The sequence below is a fragment of the Streptomyces sp. NPDC046860 genome (assembly GCF_040645115.1).
GTDB lineage: Bacteria > Actinomycetota > Actinomycetes > Streptomycetales > Streptomycetaceae > Streptomyces.
Window position 1 is genome coordinate 14,451 of sequence record NZ_JBEYXQ010000003.1, and the last position, 18,837, is coordinate 33,287.

Sequence of the window (18,837 nt, forward strand, 5' to 3'; positions counted from 1 at the left end):
GGCTTCGGGCGGTGCCGGGAAGACACCGCTCGAACGGTCAGGAATGGAGGTGCGCCCCGGGCAGCGCGCCCGCGTCCCGGCGCACCCCGGCCGGGTTCGTCTCGGGCAGGAACCAGGCCCCGGCGAAGGTGACCAGGCCCATGAGGGCGATGTACGCGGCGACCAGGGTGGTCGTCCCGGTCCGCGCGACGACCGCCGTCATCAGGATCGGCGTACCCCCGCTGACGACGATGGCGGAGAGCTGATAGGCCAGGGAGGCGCTGGAATAGCGGACGTTGGGCGCGAACAGCTCACCGAGGAAGGCGGCCATCGGCCCGTACGTCAGCCCCTGGAAGAGGAAACCGACGGTGACCGCGACGAAGACCAGGGGCACCGAGGCCGTGTCCACCAGCGCGAAGTAGGGGAACGCCCAGGCCGCCACGCCGAGTCCGCCGGTGAGGATCAGCCGGCGCCGGCCGAAGCGGTCCGAGAGATGGCCCGCCCAGGGGAGGATGCCCGCCATCAGCGCCGAGCTGAGCAGGGTGACCGTGAGCAGGGAGTCGCGCTCCATGTGCAGCGTGGCCGTGCCGTAGCTCAGCAGGCCGGTGATGCTCACGTAGAAGAGGCTGTTCGTCGCGGACAGGGTGGCGCAACCGAGCAGGATGGTGCGCCAGTTGCGGCGTACGGCCTCGGTGAGCGGGGCGCGGACCACGCTCGCCTCCGGCCTCCTCGCCGCCGCCGCCTCCTGCAGCTCGCGGAAGTCCGGGGTGTCCTCCACCTTCCGCTGGATGTGCAGGACGACGGGGAACATGACCGCGCTGAGCAGGAACGGGACGCGCCAGCCCCAGTCCAGGAACGTGTCGTCCGACACGAGGGAGCCGGTCGTGGTGAAGACCAGGTTCACGATGATGACCGCGACCGGCACGCTCGTCTGGCCGAACGTACCGGCGAAACCACGGCGTTTGGGATGCGCCGACTCCGTCAGCAGCAGCGCGATCCCGCCCCACTGGCCACCCGCCGCCAGCCCCTGGGCGAAGCGCAGCAGCACCAGCAGGACCGGCGCGAGGACGCCGACGCTCGCGGCGCTCGGCAGACAGCCGATGAGGAAGGTGGCGGCGGCCATCCCGATCAGGCACGCCACGACCGTGGGTTTACGGCCGTACCTGTCACCGAAGTGCCCTGCCAGGAGCCCGCCGAGCGGCCGGGCCAGGAAGCCGGCCCAGAAGGTGCTGAAGGAGAGCAGCGTGCCCATGAAGGCGGACGAGTGCGGGAAGAAGACGTGCGGGAAGACCAGCGCCGCCGCCGTGCCGTAGAGGAAGAAGTCGTACCACTCGATCGAGCTGCCGAGCAGTCCGGCCGCCAGCAGCTTCCAGCCGGTGCGGCGCTCCGGCACGGTGACGGGGCCGGGGCCGTCGCCCTGGACATGGGCCTGCGCGGATGAGGCCATGGGAGGCATCCCTCCGGTTCTGGTCAGGGATATGTGCGGGGACTCCCGCCGGCCGGTCGGGACCTGTGTCACAGCTCTGTGTGGGGTGAGAGTAGGGCTGAGCAAGCGCTTTGGGAGATGGGGATTGGCTACACTCCTGGCACCTCGGGGGTGGGTGGAATCACCACCCCCGTCCTTCTCTCTTCCAGCTCTCTTCCAGCCGTCGTATCCCGTCGAAGGCGAGCCATGGCACGAACCGATGCGGAGCCCTCCGGCGACGGCGGCGAGGGCGGACTCGCCGCCTACCGGCTGCGCCGCGAACGCGAGCTGAGCAGCCTGTACGCGACGGCCCGCTCGCTGACCGCGCTGGGAGAGGTCGACGAGGTGCTCCCGTCGATCGTCCGGAAGGCGCGCGAGCTGATCGGCAGCGACTTCGTCTACCTCTCGCTGCTCGGCACCGACGGCGCGCTCACCCTCGGCGCGGCGGCGGGCACCATCTCGCCGGAGTTCTCCTCCGCGCGCATGCCCGCGGGGGCCGGTCTGGGCGGCTGGGTGATCGAGACCAGGGCGCCGGTCTGGGTCAGCGACTACCGCGCCGCCGACAGCTTCCCGCGCCACCCCGGATTCGACCGCCTCGTCTCCAGCGAAGGGCTGGTCGCCCTGCTCGGCGTGCCCCTCCTGGCGGGTGACCGCGTCATCGGCGTCCTCTTCGCCGCCGACCGCACCGAGCGCCCCTTCGAGAAGGACGAGGTCGCCCTGCTCAGCGCCTTCGCCGACCACGCGGCGATCGCGCTCGACAACGCCCGCCTGTACGACGAGAGCCGGGCGGCGCTCCAGCGGCTCCAGGCCGCCTACCGCGTCATCGAGGACCAGATCGCCACGATGGAACGGGCCGCCGCGGCGCACGAGGCGCTGACGCGGGTGGTGCTGACGGGCGGCGGACCGGGCGACATCGCGCAGGTGCTGGTCGACCATCTCGACGGCGTCGTCACCATCCGGGACCGGGAGGACGAGGTCGTCGCCACGCGCCGCCGGGGCGCGGGGAGTTCCGGCGCGGACACCCCGCCGGAGCGGGAACTGCTGGCCGAGGCGCGCAGGACCGGCCGGTGCGTTCACGGCCGGGGCGAGGACGGCACGGTCCTCAGCGTGGCGGCGATCCAGGCCGGCGGCAGCCATCTCGGCTCCCTGTCCCTCGGGCGCCACGCCGCCACGGACTCGGCGGACGTCCGGATGCTGGAGCGCTCGGCCCAGATCACCGGCCTGCTGGTGCTCATGCGCGACGCCCGGGTCGAGGCCGAGGAACGGGTACGGGGCGAACTCCTCATGGAACTGCTGTCCCACCCCCCGCTCCAGCCCGTCCATCCCGCCCTGCGCGACCGGGCGCTCGCGCGGGGCGTCGACGTCGACCGCCTCGACGTCCTGGTCGCGGCCGACTGCCCCGGCCGGCCCGCCGCCGACGTCGTCCGCGAACTGCACGACGCCTCACCGGAGATGTCCGGGCTGGCGGGGGAGTACCTGGGCCGGGCGACGATGCTGCTGCGCACGGACGACCCCGAGGCGGCGGCACGGACCCTGCACCACCGGCTGCGCCGCAGACTCGGCACACCGGTCCTCGTGGTCGCCGACCGCGTCACCGGGCACGACCGCGCCCACTCCTTCACGCTCGCCGGGCGCTGCCTGGACGTCATGCGCTGCCTCGGCGAGACCGACCGGGGGTCCACCACCGGCCGCTACGCGATGTACGGGCTCGTCTTCGACCCCCGGCGCTCGCGGGAACTGAAGGGCTTCATCGACGACTCCCTAGGCCCGCTCCTCGACTACGACCGGCGCCGGTCCACCGACCTGGTGACCACGGCGGGCGCCTACTTCGCCCACTCGGGCAACCTGGGCCGCACCGCCCACACCCTCCACGTGCACACCAACACCCTGCTGAAGCGCCTGGACCGCATCACAGCCCTCCTCGGCGACGACTGGCGCACGGCGGACTCCGCGCTGCGACTCCATCTGGCGGTGCGGCTGCACCAGTTGAGAGCGGAACTGGACGGGGCGGCCGCCGGGTAGGGCCGGGGATTCAGGCGGCCGGTGTCCGGTCGCGCAGCGCCAGCAGGGCCCAGCCCCGGCCGGACGGGTCCAGGGGCCGGGTCGCGGCGGAGAAGAGCTCCGCGGCCCGGCGGTAGGAGAGGCGGCCGCGTCCGGTCACCGGGCAGCGGTCGCTCGCGGGTGTGGACGCGGGGGCCCGGCGGGCGGTGACGAACACCGGGCCCGCCGTGCGGCCGGCCAGAAGGAGCGGCAGCAGACGGGCCGTCCCCGGACCCCAGCTCGCGCGGTGCGGCGCGCCCGCCCTGGCACGCCGAGCCGTGAGGTCCAAGTGGCCGATGTCCAGGGCGAGTACGTGCTCCACCGGAGCGCGGGACTCGTGCAGGAAGTACCACAGGGTCAGCTCCCTCAGGGGCGCCCGCAGGGCCAGGGCCGCGCGGGCGCGGACCGGGAGCGGGGCCGGGTCGGGGAGCGGGTCCGGTGCGGAGGGCGGGTCCGGTGCGGGTGGCACGAGGCCGGTGGCCGGGTCCGCCGCGATCCAGCCCCGCGCCCGCCACCAGGCCGTCGCGGCCCTCAGGCACGCCAACTCGCGTGTCACAGTCGCGGGTCGCGCGACGGCGAAGCGCTCGGTCAGGCCCCGTCGCAGGCGCTCCGGGGTCCCCGGGTCGTCGAGCAGGGCGAGGGGGACGGCGGGAGGCACGGCGCCTCTGCGGTCGGGGCCGGCCGGGGCGCACCGGCCGACCAGGGGCCACGCCCAGCCGAGCAGCGAGACACGGTAGACGCGGCGGGAAGCGGGGCCGAGGCCGGCCGCCGCCACGTAGCGGTCGACCGCCGCACCGAATTCGACCGGCGCCGCCAGTTCTTCGTTCACGCAGCCCACCCGCAGTAAATGAGTTATTCGAAACACCTTCATGCACGCACTCAACTGACCCTACCATCAGGCGTATTGCAGTAAACGCAATCCATTTACTGCGCCTGATCGCGCCGACAGAAGGTTTTCCGTAAAGAGGCGGAATCAATTCCAGGAAACCCTTGCGGTGAATTGTTCGCCGAGGGCAGGGTGCCGGTTCATGACACTCGGTACCCATCGGCTGCGCGTGCTGCGGCACGCTCGGTTCCGCCGCTTCCTGCTCGGCCAGAGCGCTTCGCTGCTCGGTTCCGGGATGAACACGATCGCCACGACCTTCGCCGTGCTGCGGCTCCCCGGCGGCGGGGTCGACGCCGTCGGCGGGGTGATGGCGGCCCGGATTCTCGCGGTGCTGGTCGTGCTGCTGCTCGGAGGTGTGCTCACCGACCGGATCGGGGCCCGTGCGGTCATGATGGCCGCGGACCTGCTCCGGTTCGGCTCCCAGGGGCTGCTGGCCGTGCTGCTGCTGACCCACACCGCGCGGGTCTGGGAAGTGGTCGTGCTGGCGGTGGTCCTCGGGATCGGTGAGGGCGGGTTCATGCCCGGCCTGCCGGCGCTGGTGCCCGGACTGGTCCCGGCCGGTGAACTCGCGGACGCCAACGCCCTGTTGCAGATGGCCCGGCCGATGGCCTCGATCGCGGGACCGGGCGTTGCCGGTCTGCTGGTCGCCGCCTTCGATCCCGGAACGGTGGTCGCCGTCGACGCGGTCAGTTACGGCGTGAGCGTCGTCGCGCTGGTCGGACTGCCGCTGACGCGGCCGGCCGGGCCCCGGCGCGGGATGCTCGGCGAACTGGGCCGTGGCTGGGCGGAGTTCACCTCACGTACCTGGCTGTGGGTCACCACCGTCCACATCGGCCTCTTCAACTTCGTGCTCTGGGCGCCGTTCCTGGTGCTCGGGCCGGCGCTCGCCCAGCAGCGGCTCGGCGGGGCGAAGGCGTGGGGGCTGGTGCTGGCCCTGGAGGGCCTCGGCGCGATCGTCGGCGGTCTGGCCCTGCTCGGCAGAAGCCCCGGGCGGGCGCTCACCTGGTCCGTGGCCGCCTCCGCCGGCTGGGCCGTCCCGGCCGCCGCCCTGGCCCTCCGGCTGCCCCTCGCCTGGGTGGCGGGCGCGGCGTTCCTCGCGGGTGTCGGCGCGGCGCTGTGCACCACGCTCGCCGCGACCGTCATCCAGCGCGACCTCCCGGCGGAGGTGCGCGGCCGCGTCAGCGCCTTCGACAGCCTGGGCGCCTTCGCCCTCGGCCCGCTCGGGCTGGCGCTTGCCGGGCCCGTCTCGGGGGTCGTGGGCGCGGACCGGCTGCTGGGGTTCGGGGTGCTGTGGCAGCTCACGGCGGTCGCGGTGGTGCTCGCCGTGCCCTCGGTGCGCCACCACGGGACGGCGGCGCCCGCGGCCCGGCCGGTCTGCTGAACGCCCCCCGACGGACGGCTGGTCAGCCGTCCGCCGGGGATTGTTCCTACCTGCCGGACCGTGCCGTCACGGGCACGAGCTGGAGCTCTGGCCCACCACGTGCGCGTCCGCGTTGTCGGCGGCCTTCACGTAGGCGGCCGACGTGCCGCGGCGGTCGTACGTCCTGGTGAAGTCGGAGCCGAGGTCGACGATGAACTTCACCTTGTAGCAGTACCCGGCGTCGACGCGCAGCGTGTCCCAGTCCTCGCTGTAGGGGGTGTGGCCCCCGCCCGAGGAGAGGTAGTACGTGGTCTGCGAGACGCCGTCGCTCTTGCAGGTCGGCTGGGTGGCCGTCCACGAGCCCGTGCTGTCCCCGGAGCGGCACCAGTTCTTGAGCGCCGTGGCACCCAGAGCGGTGTCGTTCACCGAGGAGGAGCAGCCCGCGATGCTGCAACTCGCCCCGGCGCTCGCCGCGGTGGCCGAACCCAGTACCGCGACGAAGGCCATCGCCGTCACCGCGGCGGCCGCTCTGCCCAGTCTCTTGGGCAGCACTTTCCTGGAGAACACGATGAACCCCTCCCCTTGTGGCCCATGCTCCCGGCATGAACTCAGCCAGGAAGCTAGTGCCTTTCACGGGCGGTGTCAGCGTGTGGGCGCCGGTGTGAAAATGCCGCCAGGGTAGGCCGGTTCGGGCCGGCTATGCCAGCGGCTTGCTCAGGACCGCCTTGCGGTGGCTGAAGGTGTCCAGGGAGTAGCGCCCGTGGTAGCTGCCCATGCCGCTCTCGCCGACACCGCCGAAGGGGAGGTCGGAGACGGTGAGATGGGCGAGGGGGAGACCGTGGCCGAGCCCGCCCGAGGAGGTCTCGGCGGCGATGCGGTCGCGGGTCGCGTCGGAGTCCGTGAAGACGTACAGGGCGAGGGGCTTGTCGCGGTCGTTGATGAAGTCCACGGCCGCGTCCAGGTCCGGCACGGTGACGATCGGGAGGATGGGGCCGAAGATCTCCTCGCGCATCACGGGCGCGTCGGGGGCGACGTCGGCCAGGACGGTCGGCGCGATGTACTTGTCCGTACGGTCGCTCGCGCCGCCCACCGCCACCCGGCCGGAGTCCAGCAGGCCGGACAGGCGGTCGAAGTGGCGTTCGTTGACGATGCGGCCGTACTCGGGCGAGGCCGCCGGGTCGGTGCCGTAGACGCCCTCGACGGCGCGGACGAGCGCCGCCTCCAGGGCAGGCGCGGTCGACGGGTCGGTGAGGACGTAGTCGGGGGCGACACAGGTCTGCCCGGCGTTGAGGAACTTGCCCCGCACCAGCCGGTCGGCGACCACACCGAGGTCGGTGCCCCGGTCGACGAACGCCGGTGACTTGCCGCCGAGTTCGAGCGTGACCGGGGTGAGGTGCTCGGCGGCGGCACGCATGACGACGCGGCCGACGGTGCCGTTGCCGGTGTAGAAGATGTGGTCGAAGCGCTCGGCCAGCAGGGCCGTGGTCTCCGGGATGCCGCCCTCGACCACGGCGACCGCGTCGGTGTCGAGGTAGGCCGGGATCAGCTCGGCCAGCGCGGCGGAGGTCGCCGGGGCCAGCTCGCTCGGCTTCGCCACGACCGCGTTGCCCGAGGCGAGGGCGCCCACCACGGGGGCGAGCAGGAGCTGCGCCGGGTAGTTCCAGGGGGCGATGACGAGGACGACGCCGAGCGGGTCGTACTGCGTCCAGGCGGTGGCGTCGTCGCCGAGGTGCGCGGGGACCGGGGCCGGCTCGGGGCGCAGCCACTCGGCCAGGTGCTCCAGGGTGTGATCGATCTCGCGGACCGTGAAGTCGATCTCCGTGCGGTGGGCCTCGGTGGCGCTCTTGCCCAGGTCCGCGTGGAGGGCGGCGGCGAGGTCGGCGCCGTGCTCGGTGAGCATCGCGCGCAGGCGGCGCAACTGCTCCTCGCGCCACTCGACGGACTTGGTCCGGCCGGTGCGGAAGGTGTCGCGCAGCCGGGCCACGGTGTCGGCGGGCTGCTCGGTGGGGGAGTGGGTCACGGGTGCCTCGCGTTCTCGACTGTCAGATGTAAACACCAACCTTTCAGGTGGCCGATCGCATTCCGTGGATTGCCGGGAATGACGCAGATCACGGCGCCCTCCGGGAGGGCGCCGTGACCGGGGCGTCAGCTGTCCGGCCCCGGGACCGGCGGTACGTCCAGCCCGTCGTTCTCCGTCCAGAACCGGTCGTCCGCGTCCTGGAGGCGGGACGCGGCGTGGCGGAGGTGGAGGCGGGCGGCGGCCTCGGCCGCCTCGGGGTCGCGGGCCTCGACGGCGGCCAGTATGGCGTGGTGCTCCTGGCGCACCGCCTCGATGAAGTCGCTGCGGCGGGCCTCGTTGGCGCGGGTGACGCGGATGCCGCCGCGGGCGACCTCGCCCAGGTAGCGCACCGTCTGGACGAGGACCGGGTTGCCGGTGGACTCCGCGATGGTGCGGTGGAAGGCGAGGTCCTCGTCCACGCCGTCGCCGTCGGCGGCGACCGCCGTGTCCAGCGCGGCCAGCGCCAGACGCATCCGGGCGATGTCGTCCGGTGTCGCCCGGGTCGCCGCGAGGGCGGCCGCCTCCCCTTCCAGCGCGGCGCGCACCTCCACGATCTGGAGCACCTTGGACTTGGTGCCCGGCGACTCCGCCTCCAGGTCGAGCGGCCGCGTCCGCCGGGGCAGCACGAAGACGCCGAGCCCCTGGCGCGGTTCGACCAGGCCCGCGTTGCGCAGCCGGGACACCGCCTCGCGGACGACCGTACGGCTCACGCCGAGCTGCTTGACCAGCGCGACCTCGGTCGGCAGTCTGTCGCCCTCGGCGAGCCGCCCGGACTCGATCTCCTCCGCGAGGATCGCGGCGACCCGGTCCGCGAGCCGTATCGGACCGCTCACCTTGGAAAACATGCTTTTCAGTCTATCGATCCGCGCCCTGCCGCCCGGCCCCGAGCCCGGTGACGGCGGTCACCGCGTCGGCGTGGTCGGCGAGGTACTCCCGGACCACCGACTCGAAGTCCGGGTCGGCCGCGAGACCCAGCGTGGCGGCGCGCGCGTTGTCGAAGTCGGCCGGCCAGGAGCCCACGATGGCCTCGACGGCCGGGTCGGGTGCGACCGTCACCAGATCGGCGACCGCGTCCCCGGCCACCCGGCGCAGGGTGTGGAGCATGTCGGCGACCGAGACCGTCAGCGCGGGCAGGTTGACCGGGACCCGGCCGTCGAGCAGGCCGGGTCCCTCGCCGCGCTCCAGCTCCGCGATGCGCAGGATGCCCGCCACCGTGCGCCGGGGCGAGGCCAGGGCCACCCGCAGCGAGGGGTCGACCGGGCAGACGGCCGGCAGCCCGGCCAGGGGCTCCCGGACGACGCCGGACAGGAACCCGGACGCGGCGGCGTTCGGCCTGCCCGGCCGCACCGACACGGTCATCAGCCGGGCCACCCGCCCGTCCAGGAAGCCGCGGCGCGTGTACTCGGCCACCAGCTGCTCGCAGACGGCCTTCTGCGCGCCGTAGCTGGAGCGCGGGGTGGGCAGGGTGGCCTCGCTGACCGTCTTTGGCAGCGGCAGCGCCGGGTCCGAGCCGTACACCGCGACACTGCTGGAGAACAGCAGCCGTACCACCGGGCCCCCGGCGGCCCACTGGGCGCGGGCGGCGTCGAGCAGGGCGCGGGTGGTGTCCACGTTGGCGGCCATGCCCAGGTCGAAGTCCGCCTCGCACTCGGCGGACACGGCGGACGCGAGGTGGATCACCGCGTCCACCGGCTCGGCGAACAACTCGCCCAGCCGGTCGGTCAGATCACCCTGGACCACCTCCACCAGCGGGTCGGCGGCGAGGGGCGAGTCGTCCGGTACGAACCGGTCGGCCAGCACCAGCCGGTCCACGGGGACGCCCCGGAACGTCCGCTTCTCCAGTAGACGTCCGGCGACCTGGCGGCCCAGGAAGCCGAAGCCACCGGTGATGACGATCCTCATGCGTGTGCTCCTCGGTAGTCGTGCAGCCAGCCGAGCCCCTCGCTCGTCCCGGCGCGGGGGCGGTACTCGCAGCCGATCCACCCCTCGAAGGCCGACTCGTCGATCACGTCGAAGAGATGGCCGATGTTCAGTTCGCCCGCGTCCGGCTCGTGCCGGTCGGGCACGCCCGCGATCTGGAGATGCCCGACCCGGCCGGACGGCAGATCCCGGCGCAGGACCGTCGTGAGGTCGCCCTCGGTGATCTGGCAGTGGTACAGGTCCAGTTGGACCTTGATGTTGTCGGCTCCCAACTCCCGCACCACAGCGTGCGCCTCGGCCTGGCGGTCGAGGAAGTACCCCGGCATGTCACGGCGGTTGATCGGCTCGATCAGGATGTCCACCCCGGCGGCCGCGGCGCGCTCCGCCGCGCGGGCGAGGTTGGCGAGATAGGTGTCGCGGGCCGCACCGGCCGGCAGCAGCCCGGCCATCACGTGCACACGCGGGCAGTTGAGCGCGGCCGCGTACTGAAGCGCCCGGTCGATCCCGGCCAGCGTCTCCGCCTCGCGCCCGGGCAGCGCCGCCGTTCCGCGCTCCCCTGAGTCCCAGTCACCGGGAGGGGCGTTGAACAGCACCTGGCGCAGCCCGTGGTCGTCCAGCAGGCGGCGCAGCCGGGTCGCGTCGTACGCGTACGGGAAGAGGTACTCGACGGCTTCGAAACCGTCCGCCGCGGCCGCCGCGAAGCGGTCGGGGAACGGATGCTCGGTGTACATCATGGACAGGTTCGCCGCGAACCTCGGCATGGTGACTCCCCTGGTTCCTGTCGGGCCGCCGGTCAGCGGTTGACGACGTCCTTCTTGGTGGTCAGTACGGCCGCGGCGCCCACGACGAGGCTGAGCGCCAGGACGTACATCGGTATCGCCGCCGAACCGGTGCTGTCCTTCAGCGCGCCGATCATGTACGGGCTGACGAAACCGGCGAGGTTGCCGACCGAGTTGATCAGGGCGAGGCCGGCCGCCGCCGCCGTACCGCCGAGGAAGGCGGTGGGCAGCGACCAGAACAGCGGGGCGCAGGTCAGCACACCGGCCGCCGCGAAGGACAGCGCGATCAGGGACAGCACGGTCGACCCCGACCAGGAGGCGGCCAGCGAGAAGCCGACGGCGCCCATGAGGCTCGGGACCACCAGGTGCCAGCGGCGTTCCCGGCGCCGGTCGGCGGAGCGCCCGAAGAGGTTCATGGCGACCAGCGCGGCCAGGAACGGCACCGAACTCAGCACGCCGATCGCGAGGTTGCCCTTGATGCCGGTGGACTCCACGAAGGTCGGCATCCAGAACGTCAGCGCGTACTGGCCCATCACGAAGCAGAAGTAGATGAGGCTCATCAGCCACACCTTGGGATCGCGGAAGCCGTCCCACACCTTGCCGTGCACGGTCCGGTGCGCGGCGTCCTCGGCGAGCGCCCGCTCCACGACGTCCTTCTCCTCGTCGCTGAGCCACTTCGCGTCCCGCACCCCGTTGTCCAGGTAGAACAGGGTGGCCACGCCGACCGCGAGGGCCGGCAGCGCCTCCAGCGCGAACATCCACTGCCAGCCCTGCCAGCCGCCCGTGCCGTGGAAGGCGTCCAGGATCCAGCCGGAGAGCGGGTTGCCGAAGATGCCCGCCACCGGGATCGCCGACATGAACATCGCTATGACCCTGGCCCTGCGGTGCGAGGGGAACCAGTAGGTGCAGTACAGGATGACGCCGGGGTAGAAGCCGGCCTCCGCCGCGCCGAGCAGGAAGCGGAGCACGTAGAACGTCGTCTCGTTGGTGACGAACACGAACGCCGCCGAGACCACGCCCCAGCTGATCATGATCCGGGCGATCCAGGTGCGGGCGCCGACCCGCTGGAGCAGCAGGTTCGAGGGGACCTCGAAGAGGAAGTACCCGATGAAGAACAGCCCGGCGCCGAGGCCGTACGACGCCTCGCTGAACCCCAGGTCGTCGGACATCTGGAGCTTGGCGAAGCCGACGTTGACGCGGTCGAGGTAGGAGACGATGTAGCACAGGACGAGGAAGGGGACGATCCGCCGGACGACCTTGCGGAAGACGGCGTTCTCGCGGGTGAGGTCGGCATCGGTGGCGACCGTGGGGAGGGACATGACGAATCCTTTGAGCGGCTCAGGGGGATTCTCGGGACAGGTGTTTCACCAGCGGGCGCCGAACACGGAGCGCAGCTCGGCGAGTTCGGGTTCGGCGAGGGGTGCGGGCCGGCGGTCGGTGAGCAGCCACAGGCGCGCCGTCTCCTCGAGTTCTTCGAGGACGGCGAGCGCGGAGGCCGCGTCGGGGCCCCAGACGACCGGGCCCAGCCGGTCGAGGAGCACGGCCCTGATCGGCGTACCGCTCGCGGCGCGTTCGGCGATGCGGGCGGTCACCAGGCCGGCCACGCGCGGGTCGCCGGGCCGGTGGTAGGGGACGAGCGGGACGTGCCCGACCTTCATCACGTAGTACGGCGTGATCGGCGGGAGCACGTCGTCGCCGCTCCACACACCGGCCAGGGTCAGGCCGACCAGGTGCGTGGAGTGGGTGTGGACGACGAAGCGGGCGGTGGGGTCGGCGGCGTAGATCCGGCGGTGCAGGGTGAGCGTCTTGCTGGCGCGGTCGCCCGCGATCTGCTCGCCCTGAGCGTCGACGAGGGCCAGCCGGCCGGGTTCGAGGAAGCCGAGGGCGGCGTCGGTCGGGGTGATCAGGTGACGGTCGCCGACCCGCGCGCTGATGTTGCCCGCGCTGGCATGGACGTAGCCGCGCGCGAACAGGCTCGTGCCCACCCGGACGATCTCGCGCCGGGCCTCCTCGACGGGGTCGGTCGCGACGGGGCCGGTCATGACGTCCCCAGCAGGTCGAACGCGGCGGAGAAGAAGTCGGGACCGCCGAAGTTCCCCGATTTCAGGGTGATGTGGAGCGTCTCCCCGTCGGGCAGGGCCGCCGCGCACCAGGGCACGCCGGGGTCGATCTGCGGGCCGATGCGCAGGCCGGTGACGCCGAGCGCCTGGACGACGGCGCCCGAGGTCTCGCCCCCGGCGACGACGAGTTGCCGCACTCCGCGCGCCACGAGCCCCCGCGCCACCTCGGCCAGGGTGCGCTCCACCAGCTCACCGGCCTCGGCGGCACCGAGCCTGCTCTGCACCCCGCGCACCGCGTCGGGCGCCTCGGTGGAGTAGATCAGTACGGGGCCGCCGGCCAGGTGGGCCTCGGCGAAGGCCAGCGCCTCGCCGGCCACGTCCGCACCGGCCGCGACGCGCAGCGGGTCCACGCTGAACGCGGGCCGCCCGCTGTCCAGGAAGGCCCGGACCTGACCGTTGGTGGCCACGGACACCGAGCCGGAGACGACGGCCCGGTGACCGGAGGCGGGCGGCAGTTCCGCCGCCGCCGTGGTCGGCCGGAGCCCCCAGTTCGCGGGCAGTCCGATGGCCAGCCCGGAACCGGCGGTCACCAGCGGCAGATCGCTCACGGCCTCGCCCAGACGCACCAGGTCGTCGTTGGAGACCGCGTCGACGACGGCCAACGCGACTCCCTGGGAACGGAGTTCGGCGATACGTTCCCGGACCGCCTCCGCGCCTCGCGCGAGCACCGTGTGGTCGACGAGACCGACAGGGCGGGTCGTCTGCGCGCCCAGCACCCTGACCAGGTCGGAGTCGGTCATCGGGGTCAGCGGGTGGTCCCGCATCCCGCTCTCGCTCAACAGCACGTCGCCGACGAAGAGATGCCCCTTGAAGACGGTGCGCCCGTTGTCCGGGAAGGCCGGAGTGGCCACGGTGAAGTCGGTGCCCAGCGCGTCCATCAGTGCCTCGGCCACCGGACCGATGTTCCCGGCGGGGGTGGAGTCGAAGGTGGAGCAGTACTTGAAGTAGATCTGCCCGGCGCCCGCGTCCCGCAGCCACGCCAGCGCGCGCAGCGAGGCGTCCACGGCCTCCGCGGCGGGCACGGTACGGGACTTGAGCGCGATGACGACCGCGTCCGCGTCCCCCGCGAGCGCGTACCCGCCGTCCTCGGGCACGTCGATCAGCTGGACCACGCGCATGCCCGCGCGCACCAGGTTGTTCGCCAGGTCCGTGGCGCCGGTGAAGTCGTCGGCGATCGCGCCGAGGCGGATTCCCATGTCAGCCATCCTCCGGCTTCGGCAGGTCGATCCCGGGAAAGATCTTGATCACCGCGCTGTCGTCCTCGCGGCCGAGACCCGACGCGGCCGCCTGGAGGAACATCTGATGGGCGGTGGCGGCCAGCGGCAGCGGGAACCGCTCCGGGCGGGCGGAGTCCAGCACGATCCCCAGGTCCTTGACGAAGATGTCGACGGCGGACAGGGGCGTGTAGTCGCCGGCCAGCACATGCGCCATGCGGTTCTCGAACATCCAGGAGTTGCCCGCGCTGTGCGTGATGACCTCGTACAGCGCCTTGGCCGGGACGCCCGCCCTGATGCCCAGCGCCATGGCCTCGGCGGCCGCGGCGATGTGCACCCCGGCCAGCAGCTGGTTGACGACCTTGACCTTCGAGCCGAGCCCGGCGCTCGCGCCCAGGCGGTGGACGGTCGTGCTCATCGCGTCCAGCACCGGACCGGCGAGCGCGTACGCCTCCGGCGCGCCGGACGTCATCATCGTCAGCTCACCGGCCGCGGCGCGCGCGGCGCCGCCGGAGACCGGGGCGTCCAGGTACAGGACGCCGGACCCGGCCAGGCGGCCCTCCAGTCCGGCCGACCAGGCGGGGTCGACGGTGGAGCACATCACGAACACGCTGCCCGGCCGCATCCGCCCGGCGGCACCGCCCTCGCCGAACAGCACCTGCTCGGTCTGCGCCGCGTCGACGACCACACCGACCAGGACATCGACGGTCGCCGCGAGTTCACCGGGGGTGGAGAAGGCGGTGCCGCCCTCGCGGGCGAAGCCGTCGGCCACCTCGGGCCGCAGGTCGTGCACCCCGACGTCGTACCCCGCGTTCCGCAGGCTCCGTGCCATTCCGAGCCCCATGGCCCCGAGTCCCACCACGCCCACACGGGGCGGGGCGGACCTTTCCTGGTCGTTCACGCGCAACATCCTTGTCTCGCAGTGGCCGCCCGGACGCCCTTCACTGCCAGGCACCTTCGCCGACGGTCGGGTCATATGATGACCTGACGACGCTGGTTGGCGCACTGTGATGCCGGTCACATGTGGGGTGGTTCACGGTCGCGGGATGACCGGACGATAGCCGGGCATCAGGTTTCCCGGGGGGCCGCCGGCCGCCCCTTCCCGATCCGCGTACCACGGCACAACTGGAGAACCGCTGTGAGTCTCGACGGCATACCCGTAGCCCTCGCCCCCGGCGGCGCTTTGGACGCCGAAGCCCGCAAGCAGCGCCTGCGCCGCCGCCTGGAGCGGCTGATCGGGGTGGCCGCGACCGAGGGGAACGAACTGGTCCCGCTGCGCAACGGCAGCGCCATCTTCCCCGCCATGCTGAAGGCCATCGGCTCGGCCCGGCACACGATCGACATGATGACCTTCGTCTACTGGCGGGGCCAGATCGCCCAGGACTTCGCCGAGGCCCTCGCCGACCGGGCGCGCGACGGAGTGCGGGTGCGGCTGCTGCTCGACGGGTTCGGCGCCCAGCAGATCGAACGGGGACTGCTGGACCTCATGGACGAGGCCGGGGTCCAGGTGGCCTGGTTCCGCAAGCCCGTGTGGCTCTCGCCCTTCAAGCAGAACCACCGCTGCCACCGCAAGGCCCTGATCGTGGACGAGGACACCGCGTTCACCGGCGGTGTCGGCATCGCGCAGGAGTGGTGCGGGGACGCCCGCAACCCCGGCGAGTGGCGCGACACCCACGTCCAGGTGCGCGGCCCGGCGGTGGACGGGATCGCCGCCGCCTTCGCCCAGAACTGGGCCGAGTGCCACCACGAACTCTTCGACGAGCGCGACCGCTTCACCGAGCACAAGCAGATCGGCAGTTCCGTCGTGCAGGTCGTGCGCGGCTCGGCCAGCATCGGCTGGCAGGACATGCAGACCCTCATCCGGGTCATGCTCACCTCCGCCGAGGAGCGCTTCCGCCTCGCCACCGCCTACTTCGCGCCCGACGACTACTTCATCGACCTGCTGTGCGCCACCGCCCGCAGAGGCGTCCGCGTCGAGATCCTGCTGCCCGGCCCGCACACCGACCAGCGGGCCTGCCAGCTAGCCGGACAGCACCACTACACGCGGCTGCTGCGCGCGGGCGTCGAGATCCGCCAGTACCAGCCGACGATGATGCACGCCAAGATCATCACCGTGGACTCGGTGGCGTCCCTGATCGGCTCCACGAACTTCAACCGCCGCTCCATGGACCACGACGAAGAGGTCATGCTCGCCGTGCTCGACGAGGAGTTCACCGCCGTGCTCGACCGGGACTACGACACCGACATCGAGCACAGCGAGGCCATCGACCTGAGGCGGTGGCGGCACAGGGCGGCCCTCCAGAGGCTCAAGGAGGCCGCCGTCAGACCCGTGAGACGCTTCCTCTGACAGGACGGGCGGGCGGCGGCGGCCGAGAAGGAGGCAGCTCGGGGTGTTCTCGGTGGATGTCAGACAGCACGCGCCGGGTGTGCTGTTCGTGTTGTGCGGGGAGCTGGACTTCGACAGCGTGGTACAGCTGCACGAGGCCGCGGACGACGAACTGGGCCGACCGGAGGCGACGTTGCCGGTCGTCGTCGACTGCGCCGCCCTGACCTTCTGCGACTCCTCCGGGATAAGCGGCCTGCTGCGCCTCTACCAGCGGCTCTCCGCCCGCGGGCGGACGCTGCGGCTGGCGGCCGTACCCGCCTCGGTGTCCCGTCTGTTCACCCTGACAGGTTTGGACCAGCTCTTCTCCGTGCACCTGGATGCTGCCGAGGCGCTCGCCGCAGGCCCCGGCACGCCTGGCGCCGCCGCGGCGGTTCGACATCATGAGGAGCGGAGCGCATGACGCTCGTACCAGGGCCGGCCGAGCCCGTGTCCGGCCGCCCGGAGGGTTCCGGGCTGGACGACGATCTGCGCGCCCTGTTCGGGCACTCGACGGCCGTCTTCGCCTCCCTCGCCGGTCCGGCGCACATGCTGGAGGCGGCGAACCCGGCGTTCTTCGCCGCGACCGGCGACGACGGGCGGGCCCGCACCGGGCTGCCGCTCGGGGAGCTGATGCCCGAACTCGTCGAGCAGGGCCTGATCACCGTGCTGGACCGCGTCTTCCGTACCGGCCGGCCCGTCACCGGACGCGACCGGCGGGTGGTGCTGGGCACCGGCGCGGCCGCGCGCGAGGCCTACTTCGACTTCACCTACGAGCCCCGCCTCGACGCGGGCGGCAACGTGACCGGCGTACGCCTGATCGGCGTCGAGACCACCCGGGCCAGGCACGCCCAGCGGCTGGCGGCCGAGCACGGGGCGCTCCTCGAACAGATCGCCCGCCAGGCCCCGTTGACCGACGTGCTGCACGGCATGGCCCGCGTCATCGAGGAACTGTCGCCCGACGAGGTGCTGGTCTCGGTGCTGCTCGCCGACACCGACGGGCGGCATCTGCGCCACGGCGCCGCCCCCAGCCTGCCCGACTTCTACAACGAGGCCATCGACGGCATCGCCGCCGGCGACGGCGTGGGCTCCTGCGGCACGGCCGCCCACCGCGGGCAGAGCGTGATCGTCTCCGACATCGCCACCCACCCGTACTGGGACGACTTCCGGGACCTCGCGGACAAGGCCCGGCTGGCCGCCTGCTGGTCCACCCCCATCCAGGCCCGCGACGGATCGCTCCTGGGCACCTTCGCGATGTACCACCGCACGCCCCGGACGCCGCAGGAGTACGACCTCGCGCTCGCCCGGATCTTCGCCGACACCGCCGCCCTGGCCATCGAACGCCACCAGGCCGAGCGGGCGCGGCAGGCGGCCGAGGCCCGGGAGCGGGCCGCCCGCGCCGACCTCGCCTTCCTGCTCGACGCCAGCACCTCCCTCGCCCACGACCTGGACGCCACCCAGACCCTCAGCCGGCTGGCCGCCGCCTGCAGCCCCGCGCTCGCCCCGCTGTGCGCGGTCGACGTGGTGGAGTCGGGCCGCGTACGCCGGATCGCCACGGCGGCACCCGACGACGCGCTGCGCACCCTGCTCGCCTCCCACATCCCGGTCTACGACGCCGACGACGACGCGGTGGCCCGGGTCCTGGCCTCCGGGGTCAGCGAGGTCGCCCGCCGTACGCCCACCGGGCCCGGCCCCTGGCACGACCTGGGCGTCACGGGATACCTGTGCGTCCCCCTCCTGGACCGGGGCACCCCCTTCGCCACCATGACCCTGCTGAGCGTCGGCGACCACACCTTCGACGGCCACGCCGTCGCCCTCGCCGAGGAACTCGCCCGCCGCGCGGCCGCCGCCGCCCGCAACGCCCGCCAGTACACCCACCGGGTCACCCTCGCCCGCGACCTCCAGGCCGGCCTGCTGCTGCCCGGCGTCCCCGACGTGCCCGGCGCCGACGTCGCCACCTACTACCACCCGGCCGGCGAGGGCCTCGACATCGGCGGCGACTTCTACGACGTCTTCCCGCTGCGGGACGGCCGGTGGGCGTTCATGCTCGGCGACGTCTGCGGACGCGGCGCGAGTGCCGCCACCACCACCGCGCTGGTCCGGCACACCGCCCGCGCCGTCGCCCCGCTGCTGCCCGGACCGCAGGCCGTCGTGGAGGCCGTCAACCGCGCGCTGTGCGACCGCCCCGGCAGCCACGGCACCGGCTTCGTCACGCTCGTCTACGGGCAGTTCACCCCGGCCCCGGACGGTCTCGACATCGAGCTGATCCGGGCCGGGCACACCGCGCCCCTCGTCCTCGACGCCCAGGGCGCCGTGCGCACCGTCGACGCCTGCGGACTCCTCCTCGGCGTGGCCCCCGACCCCCAGGTCAGCCCCCGACGGCTCCGACTGCGCCCGCACGAGAGCCTGTTGCTCTTCACCGACGGCCTGACCGAGGCACGCGCCCCGGACGGCGAACAGTTCGGCGAGGAACGCCTCGCCCGTTCCCTCACCGGCGCCCCGGCCCCGCCCGCCGCACACCACCTCATCGACACCCTGACCGCGGCCGTCCACGCCTTCACCGGAGACCACGAGATCGACGACGACCAGGCCGTCCTGGTCCTCACGGCCACGGACCACGGCGTGGACGGGCCGCACCGGACCGGGTGAGGGC

At 72.9% G+C, this 18,837-nt stretch carries 16 protein-coding genes; 5 read left to right on the forward strand and 11 right to left on the reverse strand.

Translation table 11 applies throughout. The annotated features are described in order from the left end of the window. Positions 1-37: 37 nt before the first annotated feature. Positions 38-1,426, reverse strand: coding sequence for an MFS transporter (locus ABZ898_RS05770; RefSeq protein ID WP_361653172.1), 1,389 nt, complete (start codon positions 1,424-1,426; stop codon positions 38-40). Between the two features lie 225 nt (positions 1,427-1,651). On the opposite strand from ABZ898_RS05770, the gene ABZ898_RS05775 reads away from it, so the two are divergent. Beyond that, entirely contained in the window at positions 1,652-3,466 is a 1,815-nt protein-coding gene (locus tag ABZ898_RS05775; protein WP_361653174.1) for a GAF domain-containing protein, read from the forward strand. Positions 3,467-3,476: 10 nt separating this feature from the next. On the opposite strand, the gene ABZ898_RS05780 is transcribed toward ABZ898_RS05775, so the two are convergent. Continuing rightward, positions 3,477-4,313: a hypothetical protein gene (locus tag ABZ898_RS05780; protein WP_361653176.1), complete on the reverse strand. Its 837-nt coding sequence runs from the start codon at positions 4,311-4,313 to the stop codon at positions 3,477-3,479. Positions 4,314-4,512: 199 nt separating this feature from the next. On the opposite strand from ABZ898_RS05780, the gene ABZ898_RS05785 reads away from it, so the two are divergent. After that, on the forward strand, positions 4,513-5,751 hold the full coding sequence (locus ABZ898_RS05785) for an MFS transporter (protein ID WP_361653178.1): 1,239 nt from the start codon (positions 4,513-4,515) through the stop codon (positions 5,749-5,751). A gap of 66 nt (positions 5,752-5,817) precedes the next feature. Here the strand turns inward: ABZ898_RS05785 and ABZ898_RS05790 are convergent, their stop codons facing one another. From ABZ898_RS05790 to ltnD, 9 genes are all read right to left on the reverse strand, one after another. Continuing rightward, on the reverse strand, positions 5,818-6,297 hold the full coding sequence (locus tag ABZ898_RS05790; RefSeq protein WP_361653180.1) for a hypothetical protein: 480 nt from the start codon (positions 6,295-6,297) through the stop codon (positions 5,818-5,820). Positions 6,298-6,427: 130 nt separating this feature from the next. Further along, the gene (locus tag ABZ898_RS05795) at positions 6,428-7,750 is read right to left on the reverse strand and encodes an aldehyde dehydrogenase family protein (protein ID WP_361653182.1); all 1,323 of its coding nucleotides are present in this window, start codon (positions 7,748-7,750) and stop codon (positions 6,428-6,430) included. Positions 7,751-7,875: 125 nt separating this feature from the next. Then, positions 7,876-8,634 carry a FadR/GntR family transcriptional regulator gene (locus ABZ898_RS05800; protein ID WP_361653184.1) on the reverse strand — a complete coding sequence of 253 codons (759 nt, stop codon included), beginning with the start codon at positions 8,632-8,634 and terminating at the stop codon, positions 7,876-7,878. 10 nt (positions 8,635-8,644) lie between these two features. Beyond that, on the reverse strand, positions 8,645-9,691 hold the full coding sequence (gene denD / locus ABZ898_RS05805; RefSeq protein WP_361653186.1) for a D-erythronate dehydrogenase: 1,047 nt from the start codon (positions 9,689-9,691) through the stop codon (positions 8,645-8,647). Next, on the reverse strand, positions 9,688-10,470 hold the full coding sequence (gene otnI, locus ABZ898_RS05810; RefSeq protein ID WP_361653188.1) for a 2-oxo-tetronate isomerase: 783 nt from the start codon (positions 10,468-10,470) through the stop codon (positions 9,688-9,690). Before otnI ends, denD begins: the two co-directional genes overlap by 4 nt. Positions 10,471-10,502: 32 nt before the next feature. After that, positions 10,503-11,807 (reverse strand): MFS transporter, encoded by a 1,305-nt coding sequence (locus tag ABZ898_RS05815; protein ID WP_361653190.1) that lies wholly within the window; start codon positions 11,805-11,807, stop codon positions 10,503-10,505. 45 nt (positions 11,808-11,852) lie between these two features. Next, on the reverse strand, positions 11,853-12,530 hold the full coding sequence (locus ABZ898_RS05820) for an aldolase (RefSeq protein WP_361653192.1): 678 nt from the start codon (positions 12,528-12,530) through the stop codon (positions 11,853-11,855). Beyond that, on the reverse strand, positions 12,527-13,804 hold the full coding sequence (otnK, locus tag ABZ898_RS05825; RefSeq protein ID WP_361653194.1) for a 3-oxo-tetronate kinase: 1,278 nt from the start codon (positions 13,802-13,804) through the stop codon (positions 12,527-12,529). The genes ABZ898_RS05820 and otnK overlap by 4 nt, the downstream gene beginning before the upstream one ends. Position 13,805: 1 nt before the next feature. Continuing rightward, the gene (gene ltnD / locus ABZ898_RS05830) at positions 13,806-14,732 is read right to left on the reverse strand and encodes an L-threonate dehydrogenase (protein WP_361653196.1); all 927 of its coding nucleotides are present in this window, start codon (positions 14,730-14,732) and stop codon (positions 13,806-13,808) included. Between the two features lie 228 nt (positions 14,733-14,960). Here ltnD and ABZ898_RS05835 point away from each other — a divergent pair, with 228 nt between their 5' ends. The 3 genes from ABZ898_RS05835 to ABZ898_RS05845 are packed head-to-tail and all read left to right on the forward strand — an operon-like array spanning position 14,961 to position 18,833. Next, positions 14,961-16,169 (forward strand): phospholipase D-like domain-containing protein, encoded by a 1,209-nt coding sequence (locus ABZ898_RS05835; RefSeq protein ID WP_361653198.1) that lies wholly within the window; start codon positions 14,961-14,963, stop codon positions 16,167-16,169. Between the two features lie 43 nt (positions 16,170-16,212). Continuing rightward, positions 16,213-16,608: an STAS domain-containing protein gene (locus ABZ898_RS05840; protein WP_361653200.1), complete on the forward strand. Its 396-nt coding sequence runs from the start codon at positions 16,213-16,215 to the stop codon at positions 16,606-16,608. Continuing rightward, the gene (locus ABZ898_RS05845) at positions 16,605-18,833 is read left to right on the forward strand and encodes a SpoIIE family protein phosphatase (protein WP_361653202.1); all 2,229 of its coding nucleotides are present in this window, start codon (positions 16,605-16,607) and stop codon (positions 18,831-18,833) included. Before ABZ898_RS05840 ends, ABZ898_RS05845 begins: the two co-directional genes overlap by 4 nt. Positions 18,834-18,837: the final 4 nt, after the last annotated feature.

Coding starts and splice junctions, on each gene's coding strand:
- ABZ898_RS05820 (WP_361653192.1), bottom strand. CDS start 12,530: ATGACCGGCCCCGTCGCGACCGACCCCGTCGAGGAGGCCCGGCGCGAG.
- ABZ898_RS05770 (WP_361653172.1), bottom strand. CDS start 1,426: ATGGCCTCATCCGCGCAGGCCCATGTCCAGGGCGACGGCCCCGGCCCC.
- ABZ898_RS05800 (WP_361653184.1), bottom strand. CDS start 8,634: ATGTTTTCCAAGGTGAGCGGTCCGATACGGCTCGCGGACCGGGTCGCC.
- otnI (WP_361653188.1), bottom strand. CDS start 10,470: ATGCCGAGGTTCGCGGCGAACCTGTCCATGATGTACACCGAGCATCCG.
- ABZ898_RS05785 (WP_361653178.1), top strand. CDS start 4,513: ATGACACTCGGTACCCATCGGCTGCGCGTGCTGCGGCACGCTCGGTTC.
- ABZ898_RS05815 (WP_361653190.1), bottom strand. CDS start 11,807: ATGTCCCTCCCCACGGTCGCCACCGATGCCGACCTCACCCGCGAGAAC.
- ABZ898_RS05775 (WP_361653174.1), top strand. CDS start 1,652: ATGGCACGAACCGATGCGGAGCCCTCCGGCGACGGCGGCGAGGGCGGA.
- ABZ898_RS05845 (WP_361653202.1), top strand. CDS start 16,605: ATGACGCTCGTACCAGGGCCGGCCGAGCCCGTGTCCGGCCGCCCGGAG.
- ltnD (WP_361653196.1), bottom strand. CDS start 14,732: ATGTTGCGCGTGAACGACCAGGAAAGGTCCGCCCCGCCCCGTGTGGGC.
- denD (WP_361653186.1), bottom strand. CDS start 9,691: ATGAGGATCGTCATCACCGGTGGCTTCGGCTTCCTGGGCCGCCAGGTC.
- otnK (WP_361653194.1), bottom strand. CDS start 13,804: ATGGGAATCCGCCTCGGCGCGATCGCCGACGACTTCACCGGCGCCACG.